This is a genomic window from Streptomyces sp. DSM 120436 (genome assembly GCF_055778765.1).
Genome location: NZ_JBSKBS010000002.1, coordinates 194,283 through 219,157 on the forward strand (window position 1 = coordinate 194,283; position 24,875 = coordinate 219,157).

The following is a 24,875-nucleotide window of genomic DNA, read 5'->3' on the forward strand; positions in this document are numbered from 1 at the left end:
CGCGGGCGAGGCGCTGGGTACGTCGCGCGATCCAGGCGGCGTTCCTCCTGGTGATCGATGCCGCGGCCGGTCTGCCGACGGCACCATTGACGCATGCACCGAATCGATGTCATCGCCGCGCCGGTCGCGTTCCTGGCCCTGGCGGCCGTGGCGTGGCTCGATCCGCTGAAGCACCTGCCGTTCTGGGGCCTCATCCTCCTGAGCTGTGTCACCTGTCTCCCGGCCACGGCGGTGTTCTCGGCCCTCGAACGGAGTGCGAGCCCCGCCGGGACACGGGCCGACCGGGTCTTCACGCCCAGTGTGGTCCTGCTCCTCGACGTGCTCCTCGCCCGGGCCTGCAGCGGGCTGAAGGCCCGCGGGGAGACACGCGCCGCCGGCCGCCCCGCACCGGCGTCGGCGCCGCCGGCCGGACCGTGAACCGCGTCGGCCGCACGGCCTCTTCGCCGTCTCGCCCACGTGCCCGACGGGACGGTTCCCGAGACGGCGCGACGCGCCCGGGGCCGCCGCCTTGCTCCTCGTCCCGCCTTGCTCCCCGTCCCGGGCGGGAGCAGGCCCCGTTACGCTCACGGGGTGACGCAGCAACCCATGTCCGACGCACGGAGGCCCGCGAGCGGGGGCCCCAAGGCCGCTGCCCGCAACCGGGCGGCTCTCATCGCCGCCGCCCGGGAGATCTACGCGGAACACGGGCTGGACGCCCCGCTGTCGGCGATCGCTCGGCGGGCCGGGGTCGGGCAGGGGGTGCTGTACCGGCATTTCCCCGGCCGGTCCGCTCTGGCGGCCGCGGTCCTGGAGGAGAACGTCCGGCAGATCGAGAGGGCGGCTCAGGAGACGGATCTGGCCGGACTCCTCGGTGTCATCACCTGGCAGCTGACGGAGTCGGCGGCCTTCATCAGCATCCTGCACACCGACAGCACGGACGTCGTCCCCGCGTACGCCGTGGCGCTGTCCCGGCGGGTCGAGCGGGCTCTGCGCACGCTGCTGCCCCAGGACCATCCGCTCGCTTCGGAGCCCGACGACCTGATGATCGCCGTCGCCATGGTCTCCGGGGCCGTCGCCGGGCCCACCCGCGAGGACCGGGAGCGCCGGGCGCGGGCGGCCTGGAGACTGCTCGGTGTCGAGGTGGGACCGGCACGGTCCGTCGAGGGGTGAGAGCGGACGGCGGCCGTCAGCCGCCGTTGGACTGCCGTACCCCCTCGGCCGGCGCGTCGAAGGCGTACAGGTAGCCGCCGGCGGGTCCGCTGACGGTCATGTAGGCCCGGGTCCCGCCGGGGGTGATGGCCACGTTGGTCGCCGACTCCAGTCCGTCGGCGGCTCTGGCCGGGACTTCGACGGTCGCCAGCCGTTCGCCGTGCTTGCTGTAGACCGCCATCGCCGGCCGCCCGTGCAGGCCCTGGTAGAGGTTGCCGGCCGCGTCCACCGCGATCGAGTCGGTCTGCGCGATCCCGCCGTCGACCCGGATGGCGGTGTGCCGTGAGGACACCGAGCCCTCCGCGTCGAGGAGGAGGTAGGAGACGCGGTTCTGTGTCAGTTCGCTGAACCACAGCCCGCGGTGGTCCGCGTCGAAGGAGATGCCGTTCGGCGCGGCGAGGCCGTCGGCCAGGACGGTGGCGTCACGGCCGGTGCGGTCGATCCGCACCACGCGTCCCTTCGCCTCGCCCTCGGACATGCCCCGCGAGTCGCTGACGTACAGGTTGCCCTCCCGGTCGAAGGCCAGGTCGTCGGGGTTCATCGGCGCGCCGTCGACGTCGCCGGAGAAGAAGGTCCGCGGGTCACCGCCGTCCGGGTCGAGGCTCACGATCTCGCCGTGCGCGAAGTCGGTCAGGTAGATCCGCCCGTCGTAGGGGCTGAACTGGGCCGAGGTGTAGACGCCGCGGTCGTCGGTGTGGACCTGCCGGGACGTCTTCTTCCGGACATCGACGCGCAGCACCTTCGGCTCGCCGGGCGGGGCGGTGACGTCGACGACGAGCAGTGTGCCGTCCTCGTCGAAGACCGGCCCCTCCAGCAGGGTCATCCCGGTCTGCTCGTGCACCTCCGTCAGGCGCATCACCTGCTGTGCGCGGATGGTCCGGCCCTCTCCGGCGCCACCCGGCTCCCTCGGGGCGCCGGCCGTCTGCGTGCCGCACCCCGTCAGGGCCAGTCCGAGCGCGGCCAGTCCGGCGAGCGGCCGGAGCGGGAGTCGTCGCATGGGGGTCCCTCTTCCTGTCCGAAAGTATGCGGAAGCAACCTTCCATCAACCGGACAGCACTGTCCGGTTCTTGTACCGTACGGCATGGCCGCTCAAGTCCTCAGGCGACGCGTTGAGTTGCGGACACAGTGGCTTCCTGGCAGATGACCGGAAGGAACAGGGCCCTCAGATGGATCATTCACAGACGCTGACGCCCGAGGCACTCGCGGAACTGAGGGAGCGCTACCGGATCGAACGGGAACGCCGGGTGCGCCCCGACGGGCTCCGGCAGTACGTGAGCGCCGACGCCGAGTTCGGCTACTACGCCGCCGACCCCTACACGGAGCCGGTCGAGCGCGAAGCGGTGCGGGACCGGGTGGACGTCGCGATCGTCGGCGGCGGATTCGGCGGCATCCTCGCGGGGGCGCGCCTGCGCCAACAGGGCATCGGACGCATCCGTGTGATCGACAGGGGCGGCGACTTCGGGGGCACGTGGTACTGGAACCGCTACCCGGGCGTCCACTGCGACATCGAGTCGCACGTGTATCTGCCGATGCTCGACGAGACCGGTTACGTGCCCGAGTGGAAGTACGCGCCGGGTGAGGAGATCCGCCGGCACGCGATGCGGATGGCGGAGAAGTCCGACCTCTACGCCGACGCCCTGTTCTCGACGTCGGTCACCTCGCTGGTCTGGGACGAGGCGTCGGAGGCGTGGACCGTCTCGACCGACCGGGGCGACGAGTTCCGGGCGACGTACGTCGTCACCGCCACCGGCACGCTGACCGAGCTGAAGCTTCCCGGCATCCCCGGCATCGAGACGTTCCGGGGGCACACCTTCCACACCTCACGGTGGGACTACGGCTACACCGGCGGCACCCCGGACGGCGGTCTGACCGGTCTCGCGGACAAACGCGTGGGCGTCGTCGGCACCGGCGCCACCGGCGTCCAGGTCGTCCCGATGCTGGCCGAGGACGCGGGACACCTCTACGTCTTCCAGCGCACTCCCTCCACCGTGGACGTGCGCGCCAACCGCCGCACCACCGCCGGTGACGTCGGCGCCGACCGTCCCGGCTGGGCCCGCGAGCGACGCGACAACTTCCTGCGCGTCGTCTCCGGCGAGAGCGTCGGGGAGGACCTCGTCGCGGACCGGTGGACGTCGTCCGCAGAGCTCCTGGAGAAACTGCTGCCGAGCTTCCGCCGCCAGGGCGACCGGGCCGCGTTCGAGGCCGCCTACGAGGTCGCGGACGCCGCCAGGATGAACGAGATCCGCGACCGCGTCGACGCGGTCGTCACCGACCCGGACACGGCGGAGAAGCTCAAGCCCTGGTACCGCTACGCCTGCAAGCGCCCCACCTTCTCCGACCTCTACCTCGAGGCCTTCAACCGCGACAACGTCACCCTCGTCGACACCGCCGACACCCACGGCATCGAGTGCATGACCGAACGCGGCGTCGTGGTCGGCGACACCGCGTACGAACTCGACTGCCTGATCTTCGCCACGGGTTTCTCCGCCGGGGTCTCCGGCATCCTCTCCGGCCGGCTGCCCGTGCACGGCCGGGGCGGCGCCCGGCTGCAGGACGCGTGGGCCGCGCGGGGGCCACGCACCCTGCACGGCTTCACCAGCAACGGGTTCCCCAACCTGATCCAGCTGGGCGGGGTGCAGAGCGCCCCCAGCGTCAACTTCACCCACGTCCTGGACGAACACGCCGTCCACGCCGCCGCGCTCGTCGCGGCCGCGGAGGCGAAGGGCGCCCTGATCGAACCGTCCCGCGAGGCCGAGGACGCCTGGATCGCCCTCCTGGCGGAGGACGCCCCCGACCACGCGTGGTTCCACGCCGAGTGCACCCCCGGCTACTACAACGCCGAGGGACGCGGCCGGCCGAACGGGCCCGGCGCCTATCCGCACGGCGCGTTCGCCTTCCACGGACTGCTCGCGCGGTGGCGCGAGGAGTCCATGGACACGGTCCTCCAGTCGGCACGTCCGGCCCGGTAGGGGCTGCACCGGGCTCCGGTCCGCCGGCGGCGGGGCCGGCCGCGGCACCGGGGAACCGGACGCCGGACCGCGGCGACGTGGCGTCAGACGGCGGACCACCCGTCGTCGACGGGCAGGATCGCGCCGTTGATGTTGCTCGCGGCGTCGGAGGCGAGGAACAGGATCGCCGCCGCCTGTTCCTCCGGCTGCGACACCCGGCCGAGGTTGGCGAAGTGGGGGCCGAGCGCGGCGGGACCGTGGGCGGCCGGGTCGGCGTTCACGCTGATGGCGGTCGCGGTCCCGCCGGGGCACACGGCGTTCGTCCGGATGCCGTTCTTCCGGTACATCACCGCGAGGGACTTCGTCAGCCCGACCACGCCGTGCTTGGAGGCCGTGTACGCGGCCCCCGCCGCGCTGCCGCGCAGGGCGGCCTCGGAGGCGGTGTTGACGACGACACCGCGGCCCGCGGCCAGCATGTGCGGCAGCACGGCACGGGTGAGGAGGAAGGGCGCCGTCAGGTTGACGCGAAGGACCCGGTCCCACTCGGCGTCGCTCACGTCGGCGAGGGCCGACATGCTGTCCATGATCCCGGCGTTGTTCACCAGGACGTCCACACCGCCGAACCGCTCCACGGCCGTCGCCGCCACCCGGTCCACGACGGCCCGCTCGCTCAGGTCGCCCGTGACGGCCACGGCGGTGCCGCCCGCCGCCTCGATCTCCGCGACGACCGCGCCGGCCCCCTCCGCGTTGAGGTCGGCGACCACGACGCGGTCGCCCTGCGCGGCGAAGGCGAGCGCGGCCGCACGGCCTATGCCCGATCCCGCCCCGGTGACGATCACGCTGCGTCCGTTCACACCGTCGGTCATCCAGTACTCCGTCCATGAAGGGCCGGCGCGACGGACTCCGCTCGCGCCGTGCCGATGGCTCCATCACTTTATGTCTCTCAGTGACATAAAGTGGTGCGCCAGAATACCGGGGACAGCACCGACCGTCGCCGGAGGGGAGGCACGGATGACCGCGACCCGCGGACGGACGGGACGGCCACCGCTGACCGAGGAGCGCAAGGCCGCCGTCCGGCTGGAGATCGCCCGTGCCGCGGTCGGCCTGTTCCTCGCCCAGGGCGTCGACGCCACGACGGGCGAACAGATCGGGCAGGCCGTGGGCGTCTCGGCACGCACGGTCTGGCGCTACTTCCCGTCCAAGGAGAGCTGCGTACGGCCGCTGCTCGCGACCGGGATCGACGCGATCGCCGACGCGCTACGGCACTGGCCCGCCGGCCGGCCCCTCGAGGAGGCGCTCGACCGGCTGTGGGCCGGCGCCGATGTCCTGCCCGGCCCTGACATCGGCGCCCTGCTGCGGCTGACCCGGACCGAGCCCGGCCTGCGCGCGGTCTGGCTCCAGACCCACGACGAGGCGGAGCCCGTCTTCGCCCGCGCCCTCGCCGAACGGGCCGGCCTCCCCGCCGACGACCTGCGGCCGAGCGTCCAGGCCGCCATGCTCAACGCCGCCCTGCGCGCGGCCGTGGAGCACCACGCCTGGCACACGGCCGACCCCGCGACCGCCCGGACGGATCTGGAGGCCGCCCTGCGCGCCGCCCTGGCGGTCGCGGCGACGGGGCTCACCTGAAGGCTCCCGCCCAGGGAGGCGCCGGGACACGTCACGCGTCTGACGCGCCCCGACGCGTGTGCCTCACTTCCGCGCGTAGGTGAGGCAGTCGACCTGCTCGTGCTCATGGCCGACGGTGATGGCCGGGGCGTGGCACTCCAGCCCGGAGTTGTGCCGGCAGTCGGCCATCTTGCACGCGCCGACCCTGCCGGTGGTCGACGGATCACCACCGTCCAGGTCGGCGCCCGTGAACGTGTCGCAGACGGGACCGTCGAGGTCCCCCACGGTGATCGCCGCGGCGCGGCACGTGTGATCGTGGTTGTAGGCGCAGCCCTCGGCCGCGCACTCGCTGATGACGGGCAGGTGCATGACGGGCGTGGCTGCCATGGCGGTTCGCCCCTCTCGTGGGCTCGTGCGGAGCGGTCACCGCGGTGGCAACCGGCTCGGGGCCGCGCCTGTCACCCGTCGGCAGCGGATGGGGCGGACGGCCCCGCAGGGCCCGCCCGGGCCGGCCGCTCGCGGAACGCTCCTCTCCTGTCCTCCACTGTCCGCGACGGCGGGGGACTGCGCACTTCCGCGGGCGGAATCGGCTGTGCGGGGCGTCGGCGGTGTCGACTGCCCGGTGGTCTCGTACGGGCAGGCCGCGAGTCGCGGCCACCGGTGGCCGTGGCCGCCGGGTTGCCCGCGGGGACGGTGGGTTGCACGGAAACCCGTGGTGAAGGGTGCCCCATAGGGCAGTCGCCCCTGTCCTTACGACCGGTGCCGCGGCGATCACGGGTCACATACCGTTGCGTGTGAACCGGCGTCTCCCGCCGTAGCTGAGGACAGGGAAGGCACGGCGTACCCCGCAGGCCGGGGCGCCGAGAGTGAGACCATGCAGAACGTGCCCGAGGGTGACGACGCGCAGCAGCCCCCGTCGCAGGCTTCCACCACCGCGCCGCGTCGGCGCCGCGGCCCGGGCGCCTGCCTGCTGATCGTGCTGCCGGGCGTGGTGACGCTCGGCGGCGTCTTCGCGTTCGTCTCGTTGATCGGCGGTGAGACGGCCGTACCGCAGGACGGGACGCCGGGCCGGCCGGAGTCCGCCGTCAGCAATGTGGACGGTTCCTACGTCCCTTGGCTGCGCAGGGCGACGGCCGACTGCGTGGGCGTCACCCCCGCGCTGCTCGCCGCGCACATCGACCAGCTCTCCGGATGGCAGAGCGACAGCGCCGGCCTGTCCGCGCTGGGCATCGCCCGTTTCACGGACGCCGACTGGAAGAAGTGGGGCCGGGACGACGACGGCAACGGCAGGTCCTCGCCACACGACACGGTGGACGCGATCATGGCGCTGGGGCGGCAGGACTGCTCCCTGTCGAAGCGGATGACCGGGCTGCGCACCCAGGGCACCGTGAACGGAGATCTCGCCGAGCTGACGCTCGCCGCGTACGCGGTCGGGGCGGACGAGGTCGCCAGGGACGGCACCGTCCCGTCGTCGGCCCGCTTGTTCGTCGCCGAGGTGAAGAAGCGGCTGCCGCAGTACAGCGCGCTGGTCGAGCGTAACCCCGAGCAGGGAAGCGGCCAGGCCGCCGACGCGCGGATGCAAGCGCCCGTCGCCACGCTGTACGTCACCTCACCGTTCGGCTCGCGCGCGCACCCGCTGACGGGAGTGACGAAGCTGCACACGGGCGTCGACTTCGACGCGCCGCAGGGGGCTCAGGTGTCCGCGGCCTGGGGTGGTGTGGTGGAGTTCGCCGGCATGACCCCGGCGTACGGATACCGGGTGGTGATCGACCACGGCACGGTGGACGGGAAGCGGCTGCAGACCACCTACAGTCATCTGTCGGCGCTCCAGGTGAGCCCCGGTCAGGTCCTGTCGGTGGGGCAGGCGGTGGGACTGGCCGGTTCAACGGGGTTGTCCACCGGCCCGCATCTCCACTTCGAGGTGCTTCTCGACGGCCAGTACACGGACCCGACGGCCTGGCTCGCGAACGGCGGCTGAGCGGGACCCGGTGAGGGCCCGCGCGTTGACGGGCCGCGCTCAGTTGTCCGCGGCGGCCGGTTCGGGGTGCGATGACGTGCCGGGACGTCCGCTCGGCAGGAGCGTCAGCCCGCACAGGCCGCCGGCCGACCAGCCGGCCGTGTGCCACGGCCCCCAGCCGAAACCCAAGGTCACGAAGAACGCGACAAGCGATCCGGTGGGACCGGCGGCCGCGCCGCACCACAGGTCCAGGAGACCGGTGAAGAACAGCGCGTTCCTCCTTCGCCGCGGGCCTGCCCGTGCCCGGCGCACGATGTGCCAGCTCCGCCCGCTTCCGGCGTGCCGGTTCCCGGCGAGGTGAGGGCCCGCACGATGCCGTACGGACCACCAGGCACAACGGGCGCTTTCACACTGCCTCGATGACCTCGAAGCGGCCGCTCCTCGGTGCATGATTCTGCTCATTTAGCGCCGCATTCGAGCTGAAAAATACAAAACTGCTGAACCAATCTGCATTTCACTCCTAGCATAAGACGTCATATGTCTGATCGGTCGACCGAACCCTGACTGAGGTGGTCATGCGCATGAGGCAACCCGTCCGTCGTCTTCTGACGGTCGTACTCCTGACCGCGGGATTCCTGCCCCTGGGGGCCGCGGGGACCGCCTCCGCCGACGCCGACAACCCCGCCCCCGCCGTGCATCCCGCCCTGCGCGCATGGCAGGGCGGCGAGGGCGCGTTCCGCTTGAAGCCCGGCTCGCGAATCGTCGTCGATCCCGCCGGGAGCTCTGCCCTCGGTGACACCGCCCGTACGTTCGCATCCGACCTCGGGATCATCACCGGCCGTGTCCTCCCCGTCGTCACGGGAGGCTCAGCCCGTCCCGGCGACATCACTCTGCGCATCGGCCAGGACGATCCCGGGCTCGGGTCCCAGGGCTACACCCTGGACGTCGGAGAGGCGCTGAGCGTGACCGCCGCCGGTGACAGGGGGGTGTTCCACGCCACCCAGACCATCGAGCAGGCCTTCACACTCGACGCACACCGCAGCTCGATCCCCCGGGGCACTGCCCGTGACTGGCCGGACGTCGAGCAGCGCGCGCAGATGCTCGACGTCGGCCGCAAGTTCTTCCCCCTGGACGAACTCAAGGCCCAGATCCGTGAGATGGCCTGGCAGAAGCTCACCACGTTCCATCTGCACCTCACCGACTGGAACGGCTTCCGCATCCGCCTCGACGAGTTCCCCGGTCTCGCTTCCGAGGACGCCTACACCCCCGCCCAGCTCCGGGAACTGCAGGACTACGCCGCCAAGTACCACATCGACATCGTCCCCGAGATCGACCTGCCGGCCCACGCCACCGCCATCACCTCCTACGACCCGTCGCTGCGCTTCACCTGCGCCTCGATGGACTACGGCACCTGGCCCGGCGGTGAGAACGGCGGTTGGACCCTGGACATCACCAAGGAACACACCCGTGCCTTCGTGCACGATCTCTTGGAGGCCGTGATCCCGTTGTTCGACGGTGAGTACGTCCATGTGGGCGGTGACGAGATCGGTCTGGACGACCGCAAGGCCGCCTGCCCGGAGCTGGTCGCCCACCAGCGGGAGCGCGGCTTCGCGCACCCGGGTGACGTCTTCGTGGACTTCCTCAACACGCTGAACGACCAGGTTCGTTCGCACGGCAAGACCACGCAGGCCTGGGAGTGGTGGGACCAGTACGGCCAGAGGTCGTCGATCGAGCCGGACCGGACGATCGTCTTCGACGACTACATCGACCGCGACCCGACGCCGCTGGTCTCCAAGGGCTACACCGTGGTCGCCGCCCCGGAGGACGTGCTGTACGTGAGCCCCGGACTCGGCAAGAAGCTCGGTCAGTACGGCTACGTCGACGTCCGCGACGTGTACGAGAACTACGGCTTCCCCACCCCCGAGCAGGGCGGAGGGCGCGTCCTCGGCTACAAGGTGGCCCGCTGGGCCGACAGCGCGGAGACGCAGAGCACCGCCTTCTTCGACCACTTCGCGCGCCGCCCCCTGCAGGTGCTGGCCGAACGCGCCTGGGGCTCGCCGCGGTCCTCCTCCGTGTGGGACTTCCTGGCCCGGGTGGACGCCGTCGGCGGCCCTCCGGGTTCCCCCGCCGGTCACCTCACGGCACTGCCCAAGGCGGACATCACCGTCACCGCCGACAGCCAGGAGACCTCCGGGGAGAACGGACGCGCGGCCCACCTCGTCGACGACAACCCGTACACGGTCTGGCACACCGCCTACACTCCCGCCACGACCCCGCTGCCGCACCACGTCACCCTCGACCTGGACGTCCAGCGCCGGCTCGCCGGACTCCGCTACCTGCCGCGGCAGGACGGCGGGACCAACGGCCGCATCGGGGCGTACACCTTCGACGTCAGTTCCGACGGCGTCTCCTGGCGGACGGTCGCCCGGGGCGCCTTCGCCGACGACCGGACCGAGAAGGAGATCACCTTCGCGCAGACGGAGGCCCGGCACGTGAGACTCACCGCGCTCTCCGCCGCGAACGGCCTCCCCCACGCGGGCGCCGCCGAACTCACCCTGCTGCAGCCCGCTTCGGTCCCGGCGCCCGGCAGTGACTTCCTCCTGCTGAACGCGCGGTCCGGCAAGGCCGTCGACGTCCCGGCCTCGAGTACGGAGCCCGGCACCCGGCTGGTCACCTGGGCGCCGCACGGCGGCGGCAACCAGACCTTCACGGCGGCCGCCGAAGCCGACGGAAGCTACACGATCAGGAACACGGCGAACGGTTTGTGCCTCGACCTGCGCGGAGGCGCGTCGGCGGCCGGCACCGAGATCCTCCAATGGACCTGCACCGGCGGGGAGAACCAGCGCTGGTCCGTCACCGCCGCTGCGGAGGGCGGCTTCACCGTGAAGTCGAGGAAGAGCGGACTCGTGCTGACCGCGGGCGGCACCGGTGACGGTGCTCCGCTGGTCCAGCACGCCGACACCGGGGCGGCCGACCGGCGCTGGTCGTTCGGCTGACCCCACGGGAACCCGGCGGCCGCGGCGTTCCCCGCCCGGGGAGGAACGCCGCGGCCGCAGTACCCTCGATCCGGTTCGCGCCCGTCCGGTCACCGGGCCGCGCCGGGACCTCAGCATCGCCCTGTTCGCCTGTTCCTGATCAGAGATCGACCTCCTCGAACACCTGACGACACGTCGAGGGTCCCACCGGCCAGGACTTCACCGGCTGCCGCCGGCGCCACAGCGGAGGTTCCATCGGCTGTCGCGGCGCCTCCGCCGCACCGCCCCCTCCCCCGCCGGTCTTCCCGCCGCCGCTTGCCGCGTCGCCTCGGAGCCGGAGAGCACCGTGACCGCCTCGCCGGGACAGCGCGGACCTCGGCCGTCCTGGCGGCGCGCCTCCGCAAGCACCGACACCGGGCCCTGCGAGGACCTGAGGGCTTCGGTGGGCCCGGCCGTCCAGGCGGCGGCCATGTGCGGGCCGGTCGCGGCGAGTCCCCCGGGGGGAGGAGTGTGCCGCAGGCAGGCCGTCCCGCCGGCTTCACGTTGCGCGGCACCCCGCCCAACCCCGGTCGTCGTCCGCACCGCCGGATCGCGGGTCCCGTTGGAGAGCCGGCAGGATCAGCTTCCACCAGTCGGAGAGGCGGCCGGTGAGCGCGGTGGGGCCTTCCAGCGCCTCCGTGAGCGTGCAGAACCCGTAGAAGGCCCGGACCAGGGTGCGGGCAGCGGCGGCCGGGCGGACACCGGCGGCCAGGCACCCCCCGGCCCGGGCCTCGGCGAGCAGACGTGTGACCGCGGCCGTCCAGAGAACGAAGGGGTCGGGGAGATCCGCGTTGATGGTGTGGCGCTCGGCCCACAGCCGGGCACCGGCGCGCGTCAGGGAGTCCTCCGCGAGCGCGCGGGCGATCTCGTGGCTCAGCGCGACGAGGCGCTCCAGGGGCGGCACGCTCGGATCGTCGTACCGGGGGACGAGGCTGGGCCAGGTCGCAAATCCGTCCCGGACGACCGCCTGGGCGATGCCCTCCTTGCTGGCGTAGTGGAAGTAGACGGATCCGCTGGTCCGTCCCGACCGGGCGCTTATGTCGTTGACGCTCGTACCGGCGTAGCCGTGCTGGGCGAAGAGGCAGGCGGCTGCCTCCAGAAGTGATCTGCGGGTTGCTCTGGCCCGTTCCTGCAAGATCTCGCGCACCTCGTTCGGCTCCGTAGTGAACGGCCCAAAATGTAGTGCGCCCGCGTACGCCTGGAGCAAATAACCGTCAGCCTCGCGCAGCAATTGCGGCATTTCTTTCGAATCTGAACACCCAGGAGTGGAAATTGGCTTCCGAGGTGCCGCTCCTGGTTCACCGTCCTCCTTTCCCGTCGCACGCCGACGCGTGATCGCTCGCCGAGCACACGCGTCGCGACTCACGCCGTCAACTGCGGGTATGACGCTGCGTCAGCGGACCGGAGGCGGCGGACCGCGGCAAACGCTTACACCCTGATCACCCGCGGGGGGAGCCCTCGAAATGGTGATTGCCCCGTTTTTCCGGGACTAAATATCGTAGCTGTTGCAATGTTTTCCTTTTGCGGCTGACCCCGACATACGAGTCGTCTCCGTCGGCGGGCCGCCGAAGAACGCCGGCCCTCCCCGCGCTCCGTCGTCGCGGGCCCCGCCGCCTTCAGCCCCGCAGTCCCGCGACTCGTGTGACCACTTCCGCCCTCTCCCCAGGAGGTCACCATGACGTCGTCACTCCGAGCCCTGTCGAACTGGTCGCCCGAGGCCGTCGTCTTCGACTGCGACGGCACGCTGATGGACACCGAACGTCATTGGCAGGACGCGCGGACCCGGGCCTTCCGTGAGTTCGGTCTGCTGCCTCCGCCGGGCTTCGCCGATCGCGCCAAGGGCGTGCACTACGTCGACTGCGGCCGTCTGATGGCCGAGGAGACGAACAAGCCCGAGCTGGCCGCGGAGCTGACCGCGGCGCTCCTGGCGCACTTCCTGTCCCTCGTGGCGGAGGACCCGCTGACGATGCCGGGAGCTTGCGAGACGGTACGTCTCCTCTCCGGGCGGCTGCCGCTGGCCGTGGCCAGCAACTGCCCGCTGGAAGTGGTGGAGGAGAGTCTCGGCCGCGCGGGGCTGCGCCGCCACTTCCGCCACATCGTCGTCCCCACGATGTCTCCGGGGGACACCGCCGGGCCGAGGCCCGGGAGGGACGACGAACGGCCACAGGCGGTACGGCCGAAGCCGTGGCCGGACGTGTACACCACGGCGGCACGGCTGTGCGGAGTCCGCCCGGGAAGCGCGCTGGCCGTCGAGGACTCCCTCACCGGCGTCGAGTCGGCGTGGCGTGCCGGTCTGCGGGTCCTCGGCGTGGGCCCGCTGCCCGCCGACGGGAACACCGGGCGTGCCGATGCCTGGGTGACGGCTCTGGACCGTCCGGAGGTGCTGGAATGGGTGCGGGGCCGGGCGCGAGCCTCGTCACCGGGCGCCGGGCAGGGGCACGAGCCCCACGGTTCGCCCTGACCGGTCGAGCCGGACAGCGTCACGCCGGAGAGCGCCCCCGCCCGAACGCCGGCCGCCCCTCCGCACTTCTGGCGGTCGGCCGAGTCGCGCGTCGCACACGGGTATGAGGCTGTCGGGACCTGCCGCCGGCCCGGAGCGGCTAGGGTGGGCTGCGACGCGATGAGGGGGGAGCACCGTGGCCAAGGTCAGCATCAGTCTCGACGCCGAGCTCGTGGTCGAAGTGATGGTCCTGGCGGGGATCGGCTCGCCGCAGGACGCCGTCGAGGCGGTCGTGCGGGACTACGTCGCCCGCGGGCACCGCACCGAGGCCCGTACGGGACTCAAGGAGCAGGGCCTGCGCGAGGTCGACGTGAAGCCGCAGGAACCGCAGGGCTGAGACGCCCCCCGAGGCGTGACGACAGTGCGCCTCACCGCGCATCCCCGCCCCCGCAGCGGGCACCCGGCCGGAACCACACCGGTCAGGGCCTGGAAGGGGCGTACGCGATGGATGAGCAGGAGCGGGACGCCGAGTTGCGTCGCGTCGCCCGTGAGCGGTTCGGCTGGAGCGATCTGGGGGCGGAGCAGGCCGAGGCGATGCGGGCGCTGCTGGACGGCCGTGACGTCCTGGTCGTCATGCCCACCGGCTCCGGCAAGTCGGCGATCTACCAGGTGCCGACCGTGCTGCTGGACGGCCCCACCGTCGTCGTGTCGCCGCTGATCGCCCTGCAGCGCGACCAGGTGACCGGCCTGCGGGACAGCGAGGCTCCGGACGCCGTGGCCGTGAACTCCGCGCAGTCGCGGTCGACGACCGACGAGGGGTGGCAGGCGGTCGAGGACGGCGACGCCGAGTACCTGTTCCTCTCGCCCGAGCAGCTGGCCAGGAAGGACGTCCTGGAACGGCTGCGTGACCTGCGGCCCTCGCTGTTCGTCGTCGACGAGGCCCACTGCGTGTCCGCCTGGGGACACGACTTCCGCCCCGACTACCTCACCCTGGGTGAGGCCGCCGACCGGCTGGGCCGTCCGCCGGTTCTGGCGCTGACGGCGACCGCGGCGGCCCCCGTCCGGGAGGACATCGTCGAGCACCTGCACATGCGCGATCCCCGGCTCGTGACGGCCGGCACGGACCGGCCCGCCATCCGGCTGACCGTGCACACGTACACCGACGACCCTTCCAAGCGCGAAGCCGTCTCCCGCTGGACGGCCGCGGCGCGCACTCCGGGCATCCTCTACACCGCCACCCGCAAGGACGCCGAGGCGTACGCGGAGCGTCTCCGGCAGGACGGGGTGGACGCCGAGGCGTACCACGCGGGTCTGAAGGCGGCCGACCGCCGGCGGATCCAGGACGGCTTCATGGGGGGTGCCCCCGCCGTGGTCGTCGCCACCTCGGCGTTCGGGATGGGCATCGACAAGCCCGACGTACGGTTCGTCGCGCACGCGTCCGTGCCCGAGTCGCTGGACTCCTACTACCAGGAGGTGGGGCGGGCCGGCCGGGACGGCGAACCCGCCGACGCCGTGCTGTTCTACCGGCCCGAGGACCTGGGGCTGCAGAAGTTCCTCACCGCCCGGTCCCTGGACGCCGGGGCGCTCCACCGGATCATGACCACGCTGCTCGACCAGGACGCGCCGCGGAGCCGCAGTCGCACGGCGGAGCTGTGCGGGCTGTCCCGCCGGAAGGCCGGCGATCTGCTGAACCTGCTGGAGGAGGCGGGAGCCGTGGCCGTCGAGGGGCGGCGCCGTGCGGTTCGGGCCGTGCCCGGCCGGTCGGCGGCGGAGGCCGCAAAGGCGGCGGAGGAGGTGTTCGAGCGGCGGCGCCGCATCGACCGCTCGCGCATCGAGATGATGCGCGGCTACGCGGAGACGCCGAGCTGTCGCCGTCAGTACCTGCTCGGCTACTTCGGTGAGCAGCTCGACGCTCCGTGCGGGCACTGCGACATGTGCGACCGCCTGGACGAGGAGCCCGGCGCCCCGGACGCAGGGCGTTCGAACGCCGCTCCCCCGCCCGGAAAGACCGGAGACGCCGGGCCTTATGAGCCGAACGAGCGCGTGCGGCACGCGGATTGGGGCGCGGGCACGGTGATGCGCACGGAGGAGGACCGGGTCGTCGTGCTCTTCGAGCAGGTCGGCTACAAGACGCTGTCGCTGTCGGCCGTGGAGGAGGGTGACCTGCTGACCGGCGCCTGAGGGGCCGGGGGGGGGGAGCGGGCCCGGCCGCCGTACGGTTGCGCGGTCGGGCCCGCGGTCGCCTCACGGGCGCGGGCGGACCCGGACCCAGCGGGGGCGTGCGTCGCTGCCGCGGCGTCCGGCCACCGACGCGCAGCGCGGGCACACCCGCTGCACCCTGTCGGCCGCGCCGCCCGACTCCGGGAACGTGTCGGGCCAGCTGACGTGCGAGAAGCGTGCGAGGCGCGAGCGGCTGAGGGACAGGCCGCAGACGGTCTCGTTGCGGCCCGGCTCCCAGGCGTGGACCTCCCCGGCGGGCAGCCTGCGACGACCCTCCTCCTCGTCGGTCCACTGCCCGGAGGCGGCGACGGCGTACCGCTTGCCGCGCTTCATGACGCGCGCCCGGTCGCGGTGGGGCTGTTCCCGGTCATGTCTGCACCGTCCTTACCCTCGGCGGCTGTCCCTGCGCGGTCGCGGCGCCTCAGCGGAGGCCGGCCCTGCCCGCATCCGACGAGTGCCACGCGGGCCGCCGTCCCATTCCCGGCGCCTCACTCGCAGCCGGTGCCGTCACCGTCGCGGTCGAGGTGTCTGCCGTAGCCGGGGTCGCCGGCGTGAACCGGGGCCGCGCCCGCGGCGCGCGCGGCGGCGCAGTTGTCGTAGTGGACGCTGCCCCCGCCTCCCCCTCCACCGCTGTGGTCCTCCTCGACGGGTTCCGCGGTCACGGTCTTGGTGACCTTCACCTTGACCTCGGCCGTCCCCGTCTCCGTGACCGTCACGGTCGGGGCGGGTTCCGGCTCCGCGGTGGGCGCGGCGGTCGTCGTGGCGGTGACGGTCGCCGTCGGCCGGGCTTCGGCCGCCAGGGGCTTGGCGTCGCCCTTCGTGCTGCCGTCCTCGGGGGCGCCCGCCCCGATGCCGATGAGGAAGGCGAAGCCGAGCGCGGGCAGGACGTACCGCTTGCGCGCCCACTTCGGCGCGGTGCGGCCTCCCGACGTGTACGGATCGGTCATGACGCCCCCCGGGGTGCTAGTTGAAGCACGAACTGTAGCGGTTGTGTGAAGAAGACGTGAAGCTTTGAGGTGAGCCCGCGTCAGTGACCTGCTGTGGGCAGGCAGTCCAGGCCGGCGTCGCGCATGAGGCGCTCCACGGTTTCGGGCAGGGCGCTGTCCGCGGGGACGACGGTTTCGACGCCGGGCAGGAGGCCCCGCGGGCGGTACCACTCGCGCAGGCGGCTCTCGTCCACGCCGTGAGCCGAGGCGGCCGAGACCGCGGCGGTCGGCGCGGGCGGAAAATGGGATGCGCCGGGGCGGTCAGGTCGCCAGAATCACGCGCATGACGGCCGAGATCACGCGCATCAATCCGCCTCAGCTCCATGCGACTCCGGGGTACCACCACATCACCGTCGTGGAGGCGGGCCGGACGGCTCATCTGGCGGGTCAATGTCCGCTCGACCCCACGGGGGAGCTCGTGGGCCCGGGTGATCTGGACGCCCAGATCGACCAAGTTGCGGCCAATGCCGCCACGGCTCTGAACGCGGTGGGCGCCGGACCGGAACACGTCGTCCGCTCGCTGATCTACGTGGTCAGCGACGACGTCGCGGTCCTGGGTGACGCCTGGCGACGCCTGACCGCATCGGTCATCGGACCGGCGTTCACCACTGCGAGCACGCTCCTGGGCGTCGCCCGGCTCGGCTTCCCCGGCCAACTGGTCGAGGTCGACCTGACAGCGGCGCTGCCGGACTGAGAGGCAGCACCCGAGCCGAGATCGCCTACGCCCGGCCGCTGCGCGAACCCGTGCGGTTCACGCACCCCGAGGTCGGCCCCGACGCCTGCCGCCCGCCCCTGCCTGCCGGCCGGGGGCATCGGGTTCTCCGAGACGTTCTTCCGACTGTCGCAGTTGCCGTACGACTTCGGCGTGAACAGCCGGCTGCTGGTCGAGACGGACAAGGGCTTCAGCACCGGCAGCATGCGGAACGCCCGCTCCCCCGACGTGACGTGCGCGCGGGAGCTGATCGTGGACCGGCTCGCCGCGAGGACGGGCAAGGACCCGTATGCGTTCCGCCGTCGTCTCCTGCGTGACGAGCGCGCCCGGGCCGTGCTGGACAGGACGGCCGAGGCGGGTGGCCGGGGCCGGACGCTGCCGGAGGGCGTGGCGCGGGGCACGGCCCTCCGCACCGAGCACCACTCGGTCAACGCGGTACTGGTGGAGATCGACTGCCGGCCCGAGACGGTCGGCCGCAGGGTCCGCGACGGCGTGACCGGTCCGCGCGTCACCAAGGCGGTCGTCGTGGTGGGCGTCGGCCTGACGGTCGACCCGCGAGGACTCAGGGCGCAGATGACGGGCTGCCTCATGGACGGCATCGCCCAGACCCTGACGTCCGGACTCCACCTGCGCGACGGGTACTTCCTCGAGGCGAACTGGGACCACTACTTCCCCACCCGGCAGCGGAGCACCCCGCTGGAGCTGGGACCACCGTCGTGCCGGACGCCACCGGCGGGGCGGGCGGGGCGGGTGAGCTGGGCGTCGCCGCGTCGGTGGCGGCGGTGGCCTGTGCGTACGGCCGCGCGACCGGCACCGTGCCCACCACCTTCCCCGTCAACCACGGCGCCCTCTCCCTCACGCCGAACCGACCGTCCCGCCCGTCCCCGCCTCCCCCACCGACGGCCCGGACCACGTCCGCTGAACCCCCTGGACCTCACGTGCCGAAGCACACTTTCCGCCTCAACGGCGAAGAGGTCACCGTCGACGTGCGGGACGACGAGCGGCTGTTGCGGGCGCTGCGCGGCGTCCTGGGCCTGACGGGACCGAAGTACGGGTACGGCGTCAACGTCTGCAAGGCGGGCACGAGCCGTCTCGACGGCCGTGCGGTGGCCCCCTGCGCGGTCCCCGTCGGCGCGCTGAAGCCGACTGACGGGATGATCACCACCGTCGAAGGGCTCGCCGGCACGGTGGACGCCGGACTGCATCCGATGCAGCAGGCGTGGCCGGACCAGGACGCGGCGCAGTGCGGTTGCTGCCGGCCGGGGCGGATCATGGCCGCGGTCGCCCTGGTCCGCCGTGTCGCGGAGGAGGGCGGCGAGGTCACGGACGACGACCTGGACGGCATCCGCAACATCTGCCGCTGCGGCGCCGTACCCGCCCATCCGCGAGGCGATCAGGGCGGCGGCCGGGAAGACGTGAGGGGCGGTGCGCGGACGGCCCCCGGCGGGATCAGGAGGTCCGGGGAGTCAGCACCTCCTGGAGGAGGGCGCCGTACCGGGACACCAGCTCCGTGCGGTCCATGCGGAGCAGGCCCTGGTCCCCGGCCACCCACAGGGCGTAGAGAAGCCCTCCCGCGACGGCGGCCGCCATCCGCGCGCGGACGTCGGCGTCGGGTCCGGTCAGGCGGCGGCGCACGGGCTCGACGAAGAGATGCTCGTGCGTGTCCCTCAGCCGGTCGTGGATGTGCGGTTCGTTGCTGCCGTGAACCAGGGCGAGGAAGACGCCCCGTGCGGAACCGCCGAGGTCGAGGAGGAGTTCGGCGAGCCGTTCCCCCAGATGCTCCAGTGGCACGTCGAGCAGGGGTTCGTCGTCGAGCGTCAGGTGCATCGTCTCCAGGAACAGAAGCTCCTTGCTCTTGAAGTGACGGATCACCAGTGCGGGATCCGTGCCGGCCTCGGCCGCGATCTGGCGGACGGTGGTCCTCGAGAAGCCCCTGCTCCGGAAGAGCCGGGCGGCGGCCGAGTGGATGGACTCGCGGGTCGACGCGCTGGAGCCGGTCTGCAGCATGCCGGTCAGGATAGGCGGCCGGGCGCTTCGCACCTGCGCGTTCACCGCTTCACAGCGGCCGCTCCCAGATCGCGTGCGTGTTTCAAGAAGTTCGGTCAACAATGTTGACTCCGACTCGGGACGGCTGCACATTACTTGACGGTAGAACCACCCGGTAACCGCTCGGCCAGGCACCCTCCCCCGCCCTCGACCGCCCTGCCCTCTCTGCCGGCAGACCCTGCCGCCCGCCGCACCCGCAGCCCCACCCCCCTCCGGAAAGGGATCACATGCAGAAGCACGTCTCGCGCCGTAATGTCATGGTCACATCATTTGCGCTCGCCGGCGCGCTCGCCCTGAGCGTCACGGCCGGCGGCACAGCCCAGGCCTCCGACCCGCTGAAGTACGTCGCCCTCGGCGACAGTTACAGCGCCGGCTCGGGTGTGCTGCCCGTGGACACGAGCAACCTGCTGTGCCTGCGCTCCACGGCGAACTACCCGAAGGTGATCGCGGACCGGACGGGCGCCGAGCTGAAGGACGTGACCTGCGGCGCCGCCCAGACGAAGGACTTCACCTCGTCGCAGTACCCCGGCGTCCCGCCCCAGGTGAACGCCCTCGGCGCGGACACCGACCTGGTGACGCTGACGATCGGCGGCAACGACAACGGCACCTTCATCAACGCCATCACCTCCTGCGGCAGCGCGGGCCTCCTCACCGTGGGCAGGGGCAGCCCCTGCAAGGACAAGTACGGCACGACCTTCACCGACCAGATCGAGAAGAACACCTACCCCGCGCTGAAGAGCGCCCTGCAGGCCGTACGCGCCAAGGCACCCAACGCCCGTGTGGCGGTGCTGGGTTACCCCTGGATCACGCCGGAGAAGGCCGACCCGTCGTGCTACCTGAAGCTGCCGATCGCCTCCGGCGACGTGCCCTACCTGCGTGACGTGCAGACCCGTCTGAACGCGGCGGTCGAGCGCGCCAGCAACGAGACCGGCGCGACCTTCGTGGACTTCTCCCGGGTCTCGGACGGCCACGACGCGTGCAAGCCCGGCGGAACCCGCTGGATCGAGCCGCTGCTCTTCGGCACCAGCGTCGTGCCGGTCCATCCCAACGCACTCGGCGAGCGGCGGATGGCGGAGCACACCATGGAGGTTCTCGGGTTGCGGTGAGGCCGGCGCGTGGTGCCCGGTCCGCGGCGGCCGGGCGCCACGTATGTCACGGCGACCACGTCTATCTGCCGGTCGAGCGGGGGACGGAGGACCGCACCTACCGGTTGTCCCGGGTGCCGGCGGCCGAGGAACTCGACGAACCGGCACAGCGGATCGGACACCGTCGACCTGGACCACGCCTGGCGCGAGCGCGAGGTGTGGTTCCGCACGGGCGGTGACACCACGGAGGTGCTGGTGCGCGTGGATCCGGCGCGCCGGGAGCGGTTGGTCTCCACGGCCCTGGCGGTGCGCGGCGAGGGGACCGATGCGGACGGCCGGCTGCGGCCGGCCGTCGTGTTCCAGGACCCACGGCACGCGGAGTGGACGCTGTGGGAGCCACGCGCCCGGAGCGGAGGTGCTGGCTCCGGAGTGGCTGCACGCAGGGCTGGGTGAGCGTGCGAGGGCGGTGGCGGCTCTGTACGACCGCCTGGCCGGGGAGCCGGAGTCGAACGCGCCCCGTACCGGCCGCATGAGCGGTTCGGGTGACGGCGGCACGTCACCCGGGTTGAAAACGGCTGTCGGCCCGGTACGGCGCCGTGCCATGATTCACGCATGGCGATGCGGTACCCCTCTCCCCTGCGTCCCGGTGACCGTGTCGGTGTGACCGCTCCGTCGAGCGGAGTCCCGGAGGCACTGCGCGCACGGCTGGAGGTGGCCCTCGGCGACGTGCGGGCACGTGGGTACGAGGTCGTCGTCGGGGAGTGCATGGACGGTTCGGGGCACGTCAGCGCCCCGGCCGCCGAGCGTGCGGGCGAACTGATGTCGATGCTCACCGATCCCACCATCAAGGCGATCGTGCCGCCGTGGGGCGGAGAGACCGCGATCGACCTGATCCCGCTGCTCGACTGGGACCGGCTGCGCGAGGCGGATCCGACCTGGGTCGTCGGGTACTCCGACATGTCGACCCTCATGACACCGCTCACCCTGCTCACCGGTACGGCGACTCTCCACGGCAACAACCTCATGGACACGCCGTACCGGGTGGCGGAGGGTCTGCTGTCGTGGTTCGACATCGTGACCGCGCCGTCGGGCCACCGCTTCACGCAGACGCCTCCCGGACGCCACCGGACCGCGGGCTTCGACGACTTCGCCGCCTTCCCTGACGTGCGCGAGTACACACTGGACGCGCGGGGCGGCTGGACCCGGCTGGACGGCGGAGGCGACGTGGAGGCCGAGGGCAGACTGATCGGCGGCTGCGTCGAGGTGCTGTGCAATCTCGCGGGGACGCCCTGGCTCGACGTCTCGGCGTTCGCCCGCGCCGTGTCGCCCGAAGGGCTGCTCGTGTACGTGGAGGCGGGGGAAAGTGACGCGTTCACCATCTGCCGCCACCTGCACGGCATGAAGCTCGCCGGGTTCTTCGACGGCGCGAACGCGGTCCTGGTCGGCCGGACCCTGGCTCCGGACAGCCCGTCCCTCACCCAGCACGAGGCCGTCCTCGACGCGCTCGGCTCCCTCGGCGTCCCGGTCATCGCCGACGTCGAGTGCGGCCACGTCCCGCCGCACATGCCGATCGTCAACGGCGCGTACGGGCGTGTGGTGCACTCGGCGGCACGGAGTGAGCTGACGCAGACGCTGCGGTGACGAGCGGCAGGCGGCGGGCCGGGCGCCTCCGGCGCTCGGGAGGGTACGGTGGTGCACCGTTTCGCTCCGTGAACGGGAGGCATGTGTGGAGCACCGTGACATGTCCCGCGGTGCTCGCCTGGCGGCCCACGGTGCCGTGTCCGCGTCGCTGGCGCTGTGCAGTGACCGCGAGCTGCGCGAACTCGTGGATGGCGGGAGGCCGTTCGGTTCCGGCATCGGTGGGCAGACCGTGCTGTTGGACGTCGCCGGTACGCCGGTGTTCGTGAAACGGATACGCCTGACCGGTCTGGAGCGGCGACCGGAGAACCTGCACTCCACGGCGAACCTGTTCGAACTGCCGCTCTTCTGTCACTACGGAGTCGGCACGATCGGCGGCCCGGGCTTCGGCGCCTGGCGGGAGCTGGCCGTGCACCACATGACGACGAACTGGGTGATCGAGGGGGAGTACGAAGGCTTTCCGTTGATGCACCACTGGCGCGTGCTGCCGGACCACGGCCACCCGCTCCCCGAGGAACTGGCCGATGTCGAGCGCGCCGTCGCCTACTGGGGAGGCGGGGCCGAGGTGCGCCGGCGCATCGAGTCTCTGCAGCGGTCCTCGGCCGGTCTCCTCCTGTTCATGGAGTACATACCGCGGAACCTGCACGACTGGCTGAGTGAGCGGATGGGCGCCGGCGTGGAGGCCGCCGAGCGAGCGTGCGCCATGGTGGACGACGGGTTGAGAGCCGGCATCTCGTTCATGAAGGCCAACGGGCTGCTGCATTTCGACGCGCACTTCGAGAACATCCTCACCGACGGCCGGAGGCTCTTCTTCACCGACTTCGGCCTCGCGTTCTCCTCCCGTTTCGAACTCGCGCAGGCCGAGGCCGACTTCCACGAACGGCACCGCGCGTACGACCGGTACTACGCCGTCACCCATCTCGTGAACTGGCTGGCCGGGGCTCTGCTGGGGTGCCACGCGGAAGAGCGAAGGGCGTTCGTGCGGGCCTGCGCGGAAGGGGCCCGCCCCCGGCAGATGCCGGCCGCGGTCGCCGACCTGGTGGCCCGGTACGCTCCGGTGGCCGACGTGATGGGGGATTTCTTTCGCCGGTTCCAGGTGGAGAGCCGGACGACTCCTTTCCCGGTCGAGATGCTCCGGCGGGTCGGGGATCCGCCGTTCCCGGCAGGGACTTGAGCTGCGTGGTCAGGGAAGGCCAGAGGGCTCCATGGATTCGTTCGGGTACGCGCCCGCCGAGGATGCGCTCTTCGGTGCGGTGGAGACCGATCAGGCTCGGCCATGAGAGGGCCCACGCCTTCGTGCTGGACACGGTGGTGGCCCGGCGGAGCAGGTCCGAAGGCGTGGGGTCCGCGCTGGTGCGCGTCGCTGCCGAGGGAAGCCGTGCGGCCGGGTGTCAATGGCTGCATGTCGACTTCGAGGAGCATCTGCGGGCGTTCTGCTTCGACGCCTGCGGGTTCAGGGACACGGCCGCCGGGCTCATCGCGCTCTGGTCACCTGCCGCTCCCCGGCCCCTGGGCAAGGAGCCCAGGGGCCGGGGAGCGCGCGGAGCTACGGGCGGCCGGTCTGCGGCGGCATGCCGTCCGGGTGCTGGTCGGTGCCCCGGGAGGCGTCCGTGGACGAGGGCTCCACGCGGCCCGGGATCGTCTCGCCCTGGACGACCCGCGGCGGCGTGTCCGTCGCCCGCTCCTCCTCCTGCTTCATGGCGCGCGCCTCGGCCTTGAGGATGCGGGCCGACTTGCCCGCGTTGCGGGCCAGTTCGGGGCCCTTCTTGGCCAGGACGAGCGCGATGACGACGATGAGGATGATGGCCAGTTCGCTCAGTCCGAACATGGTTTCCCGCTCCCTCCGTCTTCCCGGGTCAGACGTTCACGCCGAAATCGGCGGCGATCCCGGCCAGGCCGGAAGCGTAACCCTGCCCGACGGCGCGGAACTTCCAATCGGCCCCGTGACGGTAGAGCTCGCCGAAGACCATCGCGGTCTCGGTGGAGGCGTCCTCGGACAGGTCGTAGCGGGCGATCTCGGCGCCGCCGCTCTGGTTGACGACGCGGATGAAGGCGTTGCGGACCTGGCCGAAGCTCTGGCCGCGGTTCTCGGCGTCGTGGATGGAGACGGGGAACACGATCCGGTCGACCTCGGCGGGCACGGCCGCGAGGTTCACCTTGACGCTCTCGTCGTCGCCCTCGCCCTCACCGGTGAGGTTGTCACCGGTGTGCTCCACCGAGCCGTCGGGGCTCGTGAGGTTGTTGTAGAAGACGAAGTGCCGGTCCGACGGCACCTTGCCGGAGGCGTCGAGGAGGAGGGCGGAGGCGTCGAGGTCGTAGTCGGTGCCGGTGGTCGTACGGACGTCCCAGCCGAGACCGACCAGGACGGCGGTCAGGCCCGGCGCCTCCTTGCTGAGCGAGACGTTGCCGCCCTTGGACAGGGAAACTCCCACGGTGTGCTCCTTCTCGGCGGGTGGGTCGGGCCCGCGGCTCGGGTCCGGAGCTATGAATCTACATCACTGTAGAGATCACAGGGCAGGGCGTGCGACCGTACGTCGCGTGCGCCACTCGGCATGCGACCGCACTCGGCGCGGGGCCGGGCGAGGTGCGGGCGTCTATACGATGGCCGCGCGGGAAACGCACGGCGGCAGAGGGGAGACAGGACGTGGGCGGGCAGCGGCAGCGTCCCCGGCGGGGACAGGGCGAGCTGGAGGCTCTGGTCCTGTCGGCGCTCAAGGAGGCGGACGGACCGGCCACCGCCGGCTGGGTGCAGGAGCGGCTGGGCGGCGACCTCGCGTACACGACCGTGATCACCATCCTGACCCGGCTGCTGGCCAAGGGCGCCGTCACGCGGGAGCGGGCGGGCCGGTCGTTCGCCTGGACGTGCGCGCTGGACCAGGCGGGGCTGGCCGCCCGGCGGATGCGCAAGGTGCTGGACTCGGAGAGCGACCGCGAGGCCGTGCTGGCCAGCTTCGTGACCGGCCTGGGGCCTGACGACGAGCGGCTGCTGCGGGAGCTGCTGCGTCCGGCGGGGCGCGACGGGGAAGACTGAGGCCT

Annotated in this window: 24 protein-coding genes and 3 pseudogenes; 17 read left to right on the forward strand and 10 right to left on the reverse strand. The window is 72.1% G+C overall.

The window, feature by feature from the left end; translation table 11 throughout:
- Positions 1–93: 93 nt before the first annotated feature.
- Entirely contained in the window at positions 94–417 is a 324-nt protein-coding gene (locus ACWH4W_RS22645) for a hypothetical protein (protein ID WP_473077690.1), read from the forward strand.
- Between the two features lie 153 nt (positions 418–570).
- Complete coding sequence (locus tag ACWH4W_RS22650; protein ID WP_473077691.1) at positions 571–1,149, forward strand: TetR family transcriptional regulator; 579 nt, start codon at positions 571–573, stop codon at positions 1,147–1,149.
- Between the two features lie 16 nt (positions 1,150–1,165).
- Here ACWH4W_RS22650 and ACWH4W_RS22655 read toward each other — a convergent pair whose 3' ends face one another.
- A complete protein-coding gene (locus ACWH4W_RS22655; protein WP_473077692.1) occupies positions 1,166–2,185 on the reverse strand; it encodes an SMP-30/gluconolactonase/LRE family protein in 1,020 nt (339 codons plus the stop codon).
- Positions 2,186–2,354: 169 nt separating this feature from the next.
- On the opposite strand from ACWH4W_RS22655, the gene ACWH4W_RS22660 reads away from it, so the two are divergent.
- Positions 2,355–4,157 (forward strand): flavin-containing monooxygenase, encoded by a 1,803-nt coding sequence (locus ACWH4W_RS22660; RefSeq protein WP_473077693.1) that lies wholly within the window; start codon positions 2,355–2,357, stop codon positions 4,155–4,157.
- 83 nt (positions 4,158–4,240) lie between these two features.
- Here ACWH4W_RS22660 and ACWH4W_RS22665 read toward each other — a convergent pair whose 3' ends face one another.
- The gene (locus ACWH4W_RS22665) at positions 4,241–5,002 is read right to left on the reverse strand and encodes an SDR family NAD(P)-dependent oxidoreductase (protein WP_473077694.1); all 762 of its coding nucleotides are present in this window, start codon (positions 5,000–5,002) and stop codon (positions 4,241–4,243) included.
- A gap of 145 nt (positions 5,003–5,147) precedes the next feature.
- Here ACWH4W_RS22665 and ACWH4W_RS22670 point away from each other — a divergent pair, with 145 nt between their 5' ends.
- Positions 5,148–5,762, forward strand: coding sequence for a TetR/AcrR family transcriptional regulator (locus ACWH4W_RS22670; protein WP_473077695.1), 615 nt, complete (start codon positions 5,148–5,150; stop codon positions 5,760–5,762).
- A gap of 63 nt (positions 5,763–5,825) precedes the next feature.
- Here the strand turns inward: ACWH4W_RS22670 and ACWH4W_RS22675 are convergent, their stop codons facing one another.
- Positions 5,826–6,128, reverse strand: coding sequence for a DUF1540 domain-containing protein (locus tag ACWH4W_RS22675; protein WP_473077696.1), 303 nt, complete (start codon positions 6,126–6,128; stop codon positions 5,826–5,828).
- 487 nt (positions 6,129–6,615) lie between these two features.
- Between ACWH4W_RS22675 and ACWH4W_RS22680 the strand changes: the two genes are divergently transcribed.
- Positions 6,616–7,719, forward strand: coding sequence for a M23 family metallopeptidase (locus ACWH4W_RS22680; protein ID WP_473077697.1), 1,104 nt, complete (start codon positions 6,616–6,618; stop codon positions 7,717–7,719).
- A 560-nt stretch (positions 7,720–8,279) separates the two neighbouring features.
- The gene (locus tag ACWH4W_RS22685; protein ID WP_473077698.1) at positions 8,280–10,694 is read left to right on the forward strand and encodes a family 20 glycosylhydrolase; all 2,415 of its coding nucleotides are present in this window, start codon (positions 8,280–8,282) and stop codon (positions 10,692–10,694) included.
- Between the two features lie 517 nt (positions 10,695–11,211).
- Here the strand turns inward: ACWH4W_RS22685 and ACWH4W_RS22690 are convergent.
- Positions 11,212–11,859: a ScbR family autoregulator-binding transcription factor gene (locus ACWH4W_RS22690; RefSeq protein WP_473077699.1), complete on the reverse strand. Its 648-nt coding sequence runs from the start codon at positions 11,857–11,859 to the stop codon at positions 11,212–11,214.
- Positions 11,860–12,387: 528 nt separating this feature from the next.
- On the opposite strand from ACWH4W_RS22690, the gene ACWH4W_RS22695 reads away from it, so the two are divergent.
- The 3 genes from ACWH4W_RS22695 to ACWH4W_RS22705 all read left to right on the forward strand — a co-directional run bounded on the left by ACWH4W_RS22695 (position 12,388) and on the right by ACWH4W_RS22705 (position 15,333).
- On the forward strand, positions 12,388–13,173 hold the full coding sequence (locus ACWH4W_RS22695; RefSeq protein WP_473077700.1) for an HAD family hydrolase: 786 nt from the start codon (positions 12,388–12,390) through the stop codon (positions 13,171–13,173).
- 175 nt (positions 13,174–13,348) lie between these two features.
- Entirely contained in the window at positions 13,349–13,549 is a 201-nt protein-coding gene (locus tag ACWH4W_RS22700) for a DUF2191 domain-containing protein (protein WP_473077701.1), read from the forward strand.
- Positions 13,550–13,656: 107 nt separating this feature from the next.
- Entirely contained in the window at positions 13,657–15,333 is a 1,677-nt protein-coding gene (locus tag ACWH4W_RS22705; protein WP_473077702.1) for a RecQ family ATP-dependent DNA helicase, read from the forward strand.
- A 63-nt stretch (positions 15,334–15,396) separates the two neighbouring features.
- Here the strand turns inward: ACWH4W_RS22705 and ACWH4W_RS22710 are convergent, their stop codons facing one another.
- From ACWH4W_RS22710 to ACWH4W_RS22720, 3 genes are all read right to left on the reverse strand, one after another.
- Positions 15,397–15,705: a hypothetical protein gene (locus tag ACWH4W_RS22710; RefSeq protein WP_473077703.1), complete on the reverse strand. Its 309-nt coding sequence runs from the start codon at positions 15,703–15,705 to the stop codon at positions 15,397–15,399.
- A gap of 155 nt (positions 15,706–15,860) precedes the next feature.
- A complete protein-coding gene (locus ACWH4W_RS22715; RefSeq protein WP_473077704.1) occupies positions 15,861–16,319 on the reverse strand; it encodes an excalibur calcium-binding domain-containing protein in 459 nt (152 codons plus the stop codon).
- A gap of 80 nt (positions 16,320–16,399) precedes the next feature.
- Complete coding sequence (locus tag ACWH4W_RS22720; protein ID WP_473077705.1) at positions 16,400–16,552, reverse strand: hypothetical protein; 153 nt, start codon at positions 16,550–16,552, stop codon at positions 16,400–16,402.
- 89 nt (positions 16,553–16,641) lie between these two features.
- Between ACWH4W_RS22720 and ACWH4W_RS22725 the strand changes: the two genes are divergently transcribed.
- The 3 genes and pseudogenes from ACWH4W_RS22725 (at position 16,642) to ACWH4W_RS22735 (ending at position 18,489) form a co-directional block, all read left to right on the forward strand.
- A complete protein-coding gene (locus tag ACWH4W_RS22725; RefSeq protein WP_473077706.1) occupies positions 16,642–17,052 on the forward strand; it encodes a RidA family protein in 411 nt (136 codons plus the stop codon).
- Positions 17,053–17,154: 102 nt separating this feature from the next.
- Positions 17,155–17,992 (forward strand): annotated as a pseudogene (locus tag ACWH4W_RS22730) (xanthine dehydrogenase family protein molybdopterin-binding subunit); the annotation flags it as partial.
- Between the two features lie 16 nt (positions 17,993–18,008).
- A pseudogene (locus ACWH4W_RS22735) lies at positions 18,009–18,489 on the forward strand ((2Fe-2S)-binding protein).
- Between the two features lie 30 nt (positions 18,490–18,519).
- Here ACWH4W_RS22735 and ACWH4W_RS22740 read toward each other — a convergent pair.
- A complete protein-coding gene (locus tag ACWH4W_RS22740) occupies positions 18,520–19,077 on the reverse strand; it encodes a TetR/AcrR family transcriptional regulator (RefSeq protein ID WP_473077707.1) in 558 nt (185 codons plus the stop codon).
- Between the two features lie 266 nt (positions 19,078–19,343).
- Between ACWH4W_RS22740 and ACWH4W_RS22745 the strand changes: the two genes are divergently transcribed.
- The 4 genes and pseudogenes from ACWH4W_RS22745 to ACWH4W_RS22760 all read left to right on the forward strand — a co-directional run.
- A complete protein-coding gene (locus ACWH4W_RS22745) occupies positions 19,344–20,222 on the forward strand; it encodes an SGNH/GDSL hydrolase family protein (RefSeq protein ID WP_473077708.1) in 879 nt (292 codons plus the stop codon).
- 591 nt (positions 20,223–20,813) lie between these two features.
- Positions 20,814–21,842 carry a S66 family peptidase gene (locus ACWH4W_RS22750; RefSeq protein WP_473077709.1) on the forward strand — a complete coding sequence of 343 codons (1,029 nt, stop codon included), beginning with the start codon at positions 20,814–20,816 and terminating at the stop codon, positions 21,840–21,842.
- A 100-nt stretch (positions 21,843–21,942) separates the two neighbouring features.
- Positions 21,943–23,013 carry a BUD32 family EKC/KEOPS complex subunit gene (locus ACWH4W_RS22755; RefSeq protein WP_473077710.1) on the forward strand — a complete coding sequence of 357 codons (1,071 nt, stop codon included), beginning with the start codon at positions 21,943–21,945 and terminating at the stop codon, positions 23,011–23,013.
- A pseudogene (locus ACWH4W_RS22760) lies at positions 23,010–23,324 on the forward strand (GNAT family N-acetyltransferase); the annotation flags it as partial. The gene ACWH4W_RS22755 and the pseudogene ACWH4W_RS22760, both read left to right, overlap by 4 nt.
- 61 nt (positions 23,325–23,385) lie before the next feature.
- On the opposite strand, the gene ACWH4W_RS22765 reads toward ACWH4W_RS22760, so the two are convergent.
- Entirely contained in the window at positions 23,386–23,667 is a 282-nt protein-coding gene (locus tag ACWH4W_RS22765) for a twin-arginine translocase TatA/TatE family subunit (protein ID WP_473077711.1), read from the reverse strand.
- A 28-nt stretch (positions 23,668–23,695) separates the two neighbouring features.
- Complete coding sequence (locus ACWH4W_RS22770) at positions 23,696–24,271, reverse strand: TerD family protein (protein WP_473077712.1); 576 nt, start codon at positions 24,269–24,271, stop codon at positions 23,696–23,698.
- Positions 24,272–24,483: 212 nt separating this feature from the next.
- Between ACWH4W_RS22770 and ACWH4W_RS22775 the strand changes: the two genes are divergently transcribed.
- Positions 24,484–24,870, forward strand: coding sequence for a BlaI/MecI/CopY family transcriptional regulator (locus ACWH4W_RS22775; protein WP_473077713.1), 387 nt, complete (start codon positions 24,484–24,486; stop codon positions 24,868–24,870).
- Positions 24,871–24,875: the final 5 nt, after the last annotated feature.

Excerpts from the sequence above, each read along its gene's own strand:
- ACWH4W_RS22750 (WP_473077709.1), top strand. The coding sequence starts at position 20,814 with ATGGCGATGCGGTACCCCTCTCCCCTGCGTCCCGGTGACCGTGTCGGT.
- ACWH4W_RS22705 (WP_473077702.1), top strand. The coding sequence starts at position 13,657 with ATGGATGAGCAGGAGCGGGACGCCGAGTTGCGTCGCGTCGCCCGTGAG.
- ACWH4W_RS22710 (WP_473077703.1), bottom strand. The coding sequence starts at position 15,705 with ATGAAGCGCGGCAAGCGGTACGCCGTCGCCGCCTCCGGGCAGTGGACC.
- ACWH4W_RS22725 (WP_473077706.1), top strand. The coding sequence starts at position 16,642 with ATGACGGCCGAGATCACGCGCATCAATCCGCCTCAGCTCCATGCGACT.
- ACWH4W_RS22755 (WP_473077710.1), top strand. The coding sequence starts at position 21,943 with ATGTCCCGCGGTGCTCGCCTGGCGGCCCACGGTGCCGTGTCCGCGTCG.
- ACWH4W_RS22660 (WP_473077693.1), top strand. The coding sequence starts at position 2,355 with ATGGATCATTCACAGACGCTGACGCCCGAGGCACTCGCGGAACTGAGG.
- ACWH4W_RS22680 (WP_473077697.1), top strand. The coding sequence starts at position 6,616 with ATGCAGAACGTGCCCGAGGGTGACGACGCGCAGCAGCCCCCGTCGCAG.
- ACWH4W_RS22675 (WP_473077696.1), bottom strand. The coding sequence starts at position 6,128 with ATGGCAGCCACGCCCGTCATGCACCTGCCCGTCATCAGCGAGTGCGCG.
- ACWH4W_RS22740 (WP_473077707.1), bottom strand. The coding sequence starts at position 19,077 with ATGCTGCAGACCGGCTCCAGCGCGTCGACCCGCGAGTCCATCCACTCG.
- ACWH4W_RS22695 (WP_473077700.1), top strand. The coding sequence starts at position 12,388 with ATGACGTCGTCACTCCGAGCCCTGTCGAACTGGTCGCCCGAGGCCGTC.
- ACWH4W_RS22685 (WP_473077698.1), top strand. The coding sequence starts at position 8,280 with ATGAGGCAACCCGTCCGTCGTCTTCTGACGGTCGTACTCCTGACCGCG.
- ACWH4W_RS22765 (WP_473077711.1), bottom strand. The coding sequence starts at position 23,667 with ATGTTCGGACTGAGCGAACTGGCCATCATCCTCATCGTCGTCATCGCG.
- ACWH4W_RS22665 (WP_473077694.1), bottom strand. The coding sequence starts at position 5,002 with ATGACCGACGGTGTGAACGGACGCAGCGTGATCGTCACCGGGGCGGGA.
- ACWH4W_RS22745 (WP_473077708.1), top strand. The coding sequence starts at position 19,344 with ATGCAGAAGCACGTCTCGCGCCGTAATGTCATGGTCACATCATTTGCG.
- ACWH4W_RS22670 (WP_473077695.1), top strand. The coding sequence starts at position 5,148 with ATGACCGCGACCCGCGGACGGACGGGACGGCCACCGCTGACCGAGGAG.
- ACWH4W_RS22715 (WP_473077704.1), bottom strand. The coding sequence starts at position 16,319 with ATGACCGATCCGTACACGTCGGGAGGCCGCACCGCGCCGAAGTGGGCG.
- ACWH4W_RS22655 (WP_473077692.1), bottom strand. The coding sequence starts at position 2,185 with ATGCGACGACTCCCGCTCCGGCCGCTCGCCGGACTGGCCGCGCTCGGA.
- ACWH4W_RS22645 (WP_473077690.1), top strand. The coding sequence starts at position 94 with ATGCACCGAATCGATGTCATCGCCGCGCCGGTCGCGTTCCTGGCCCTG.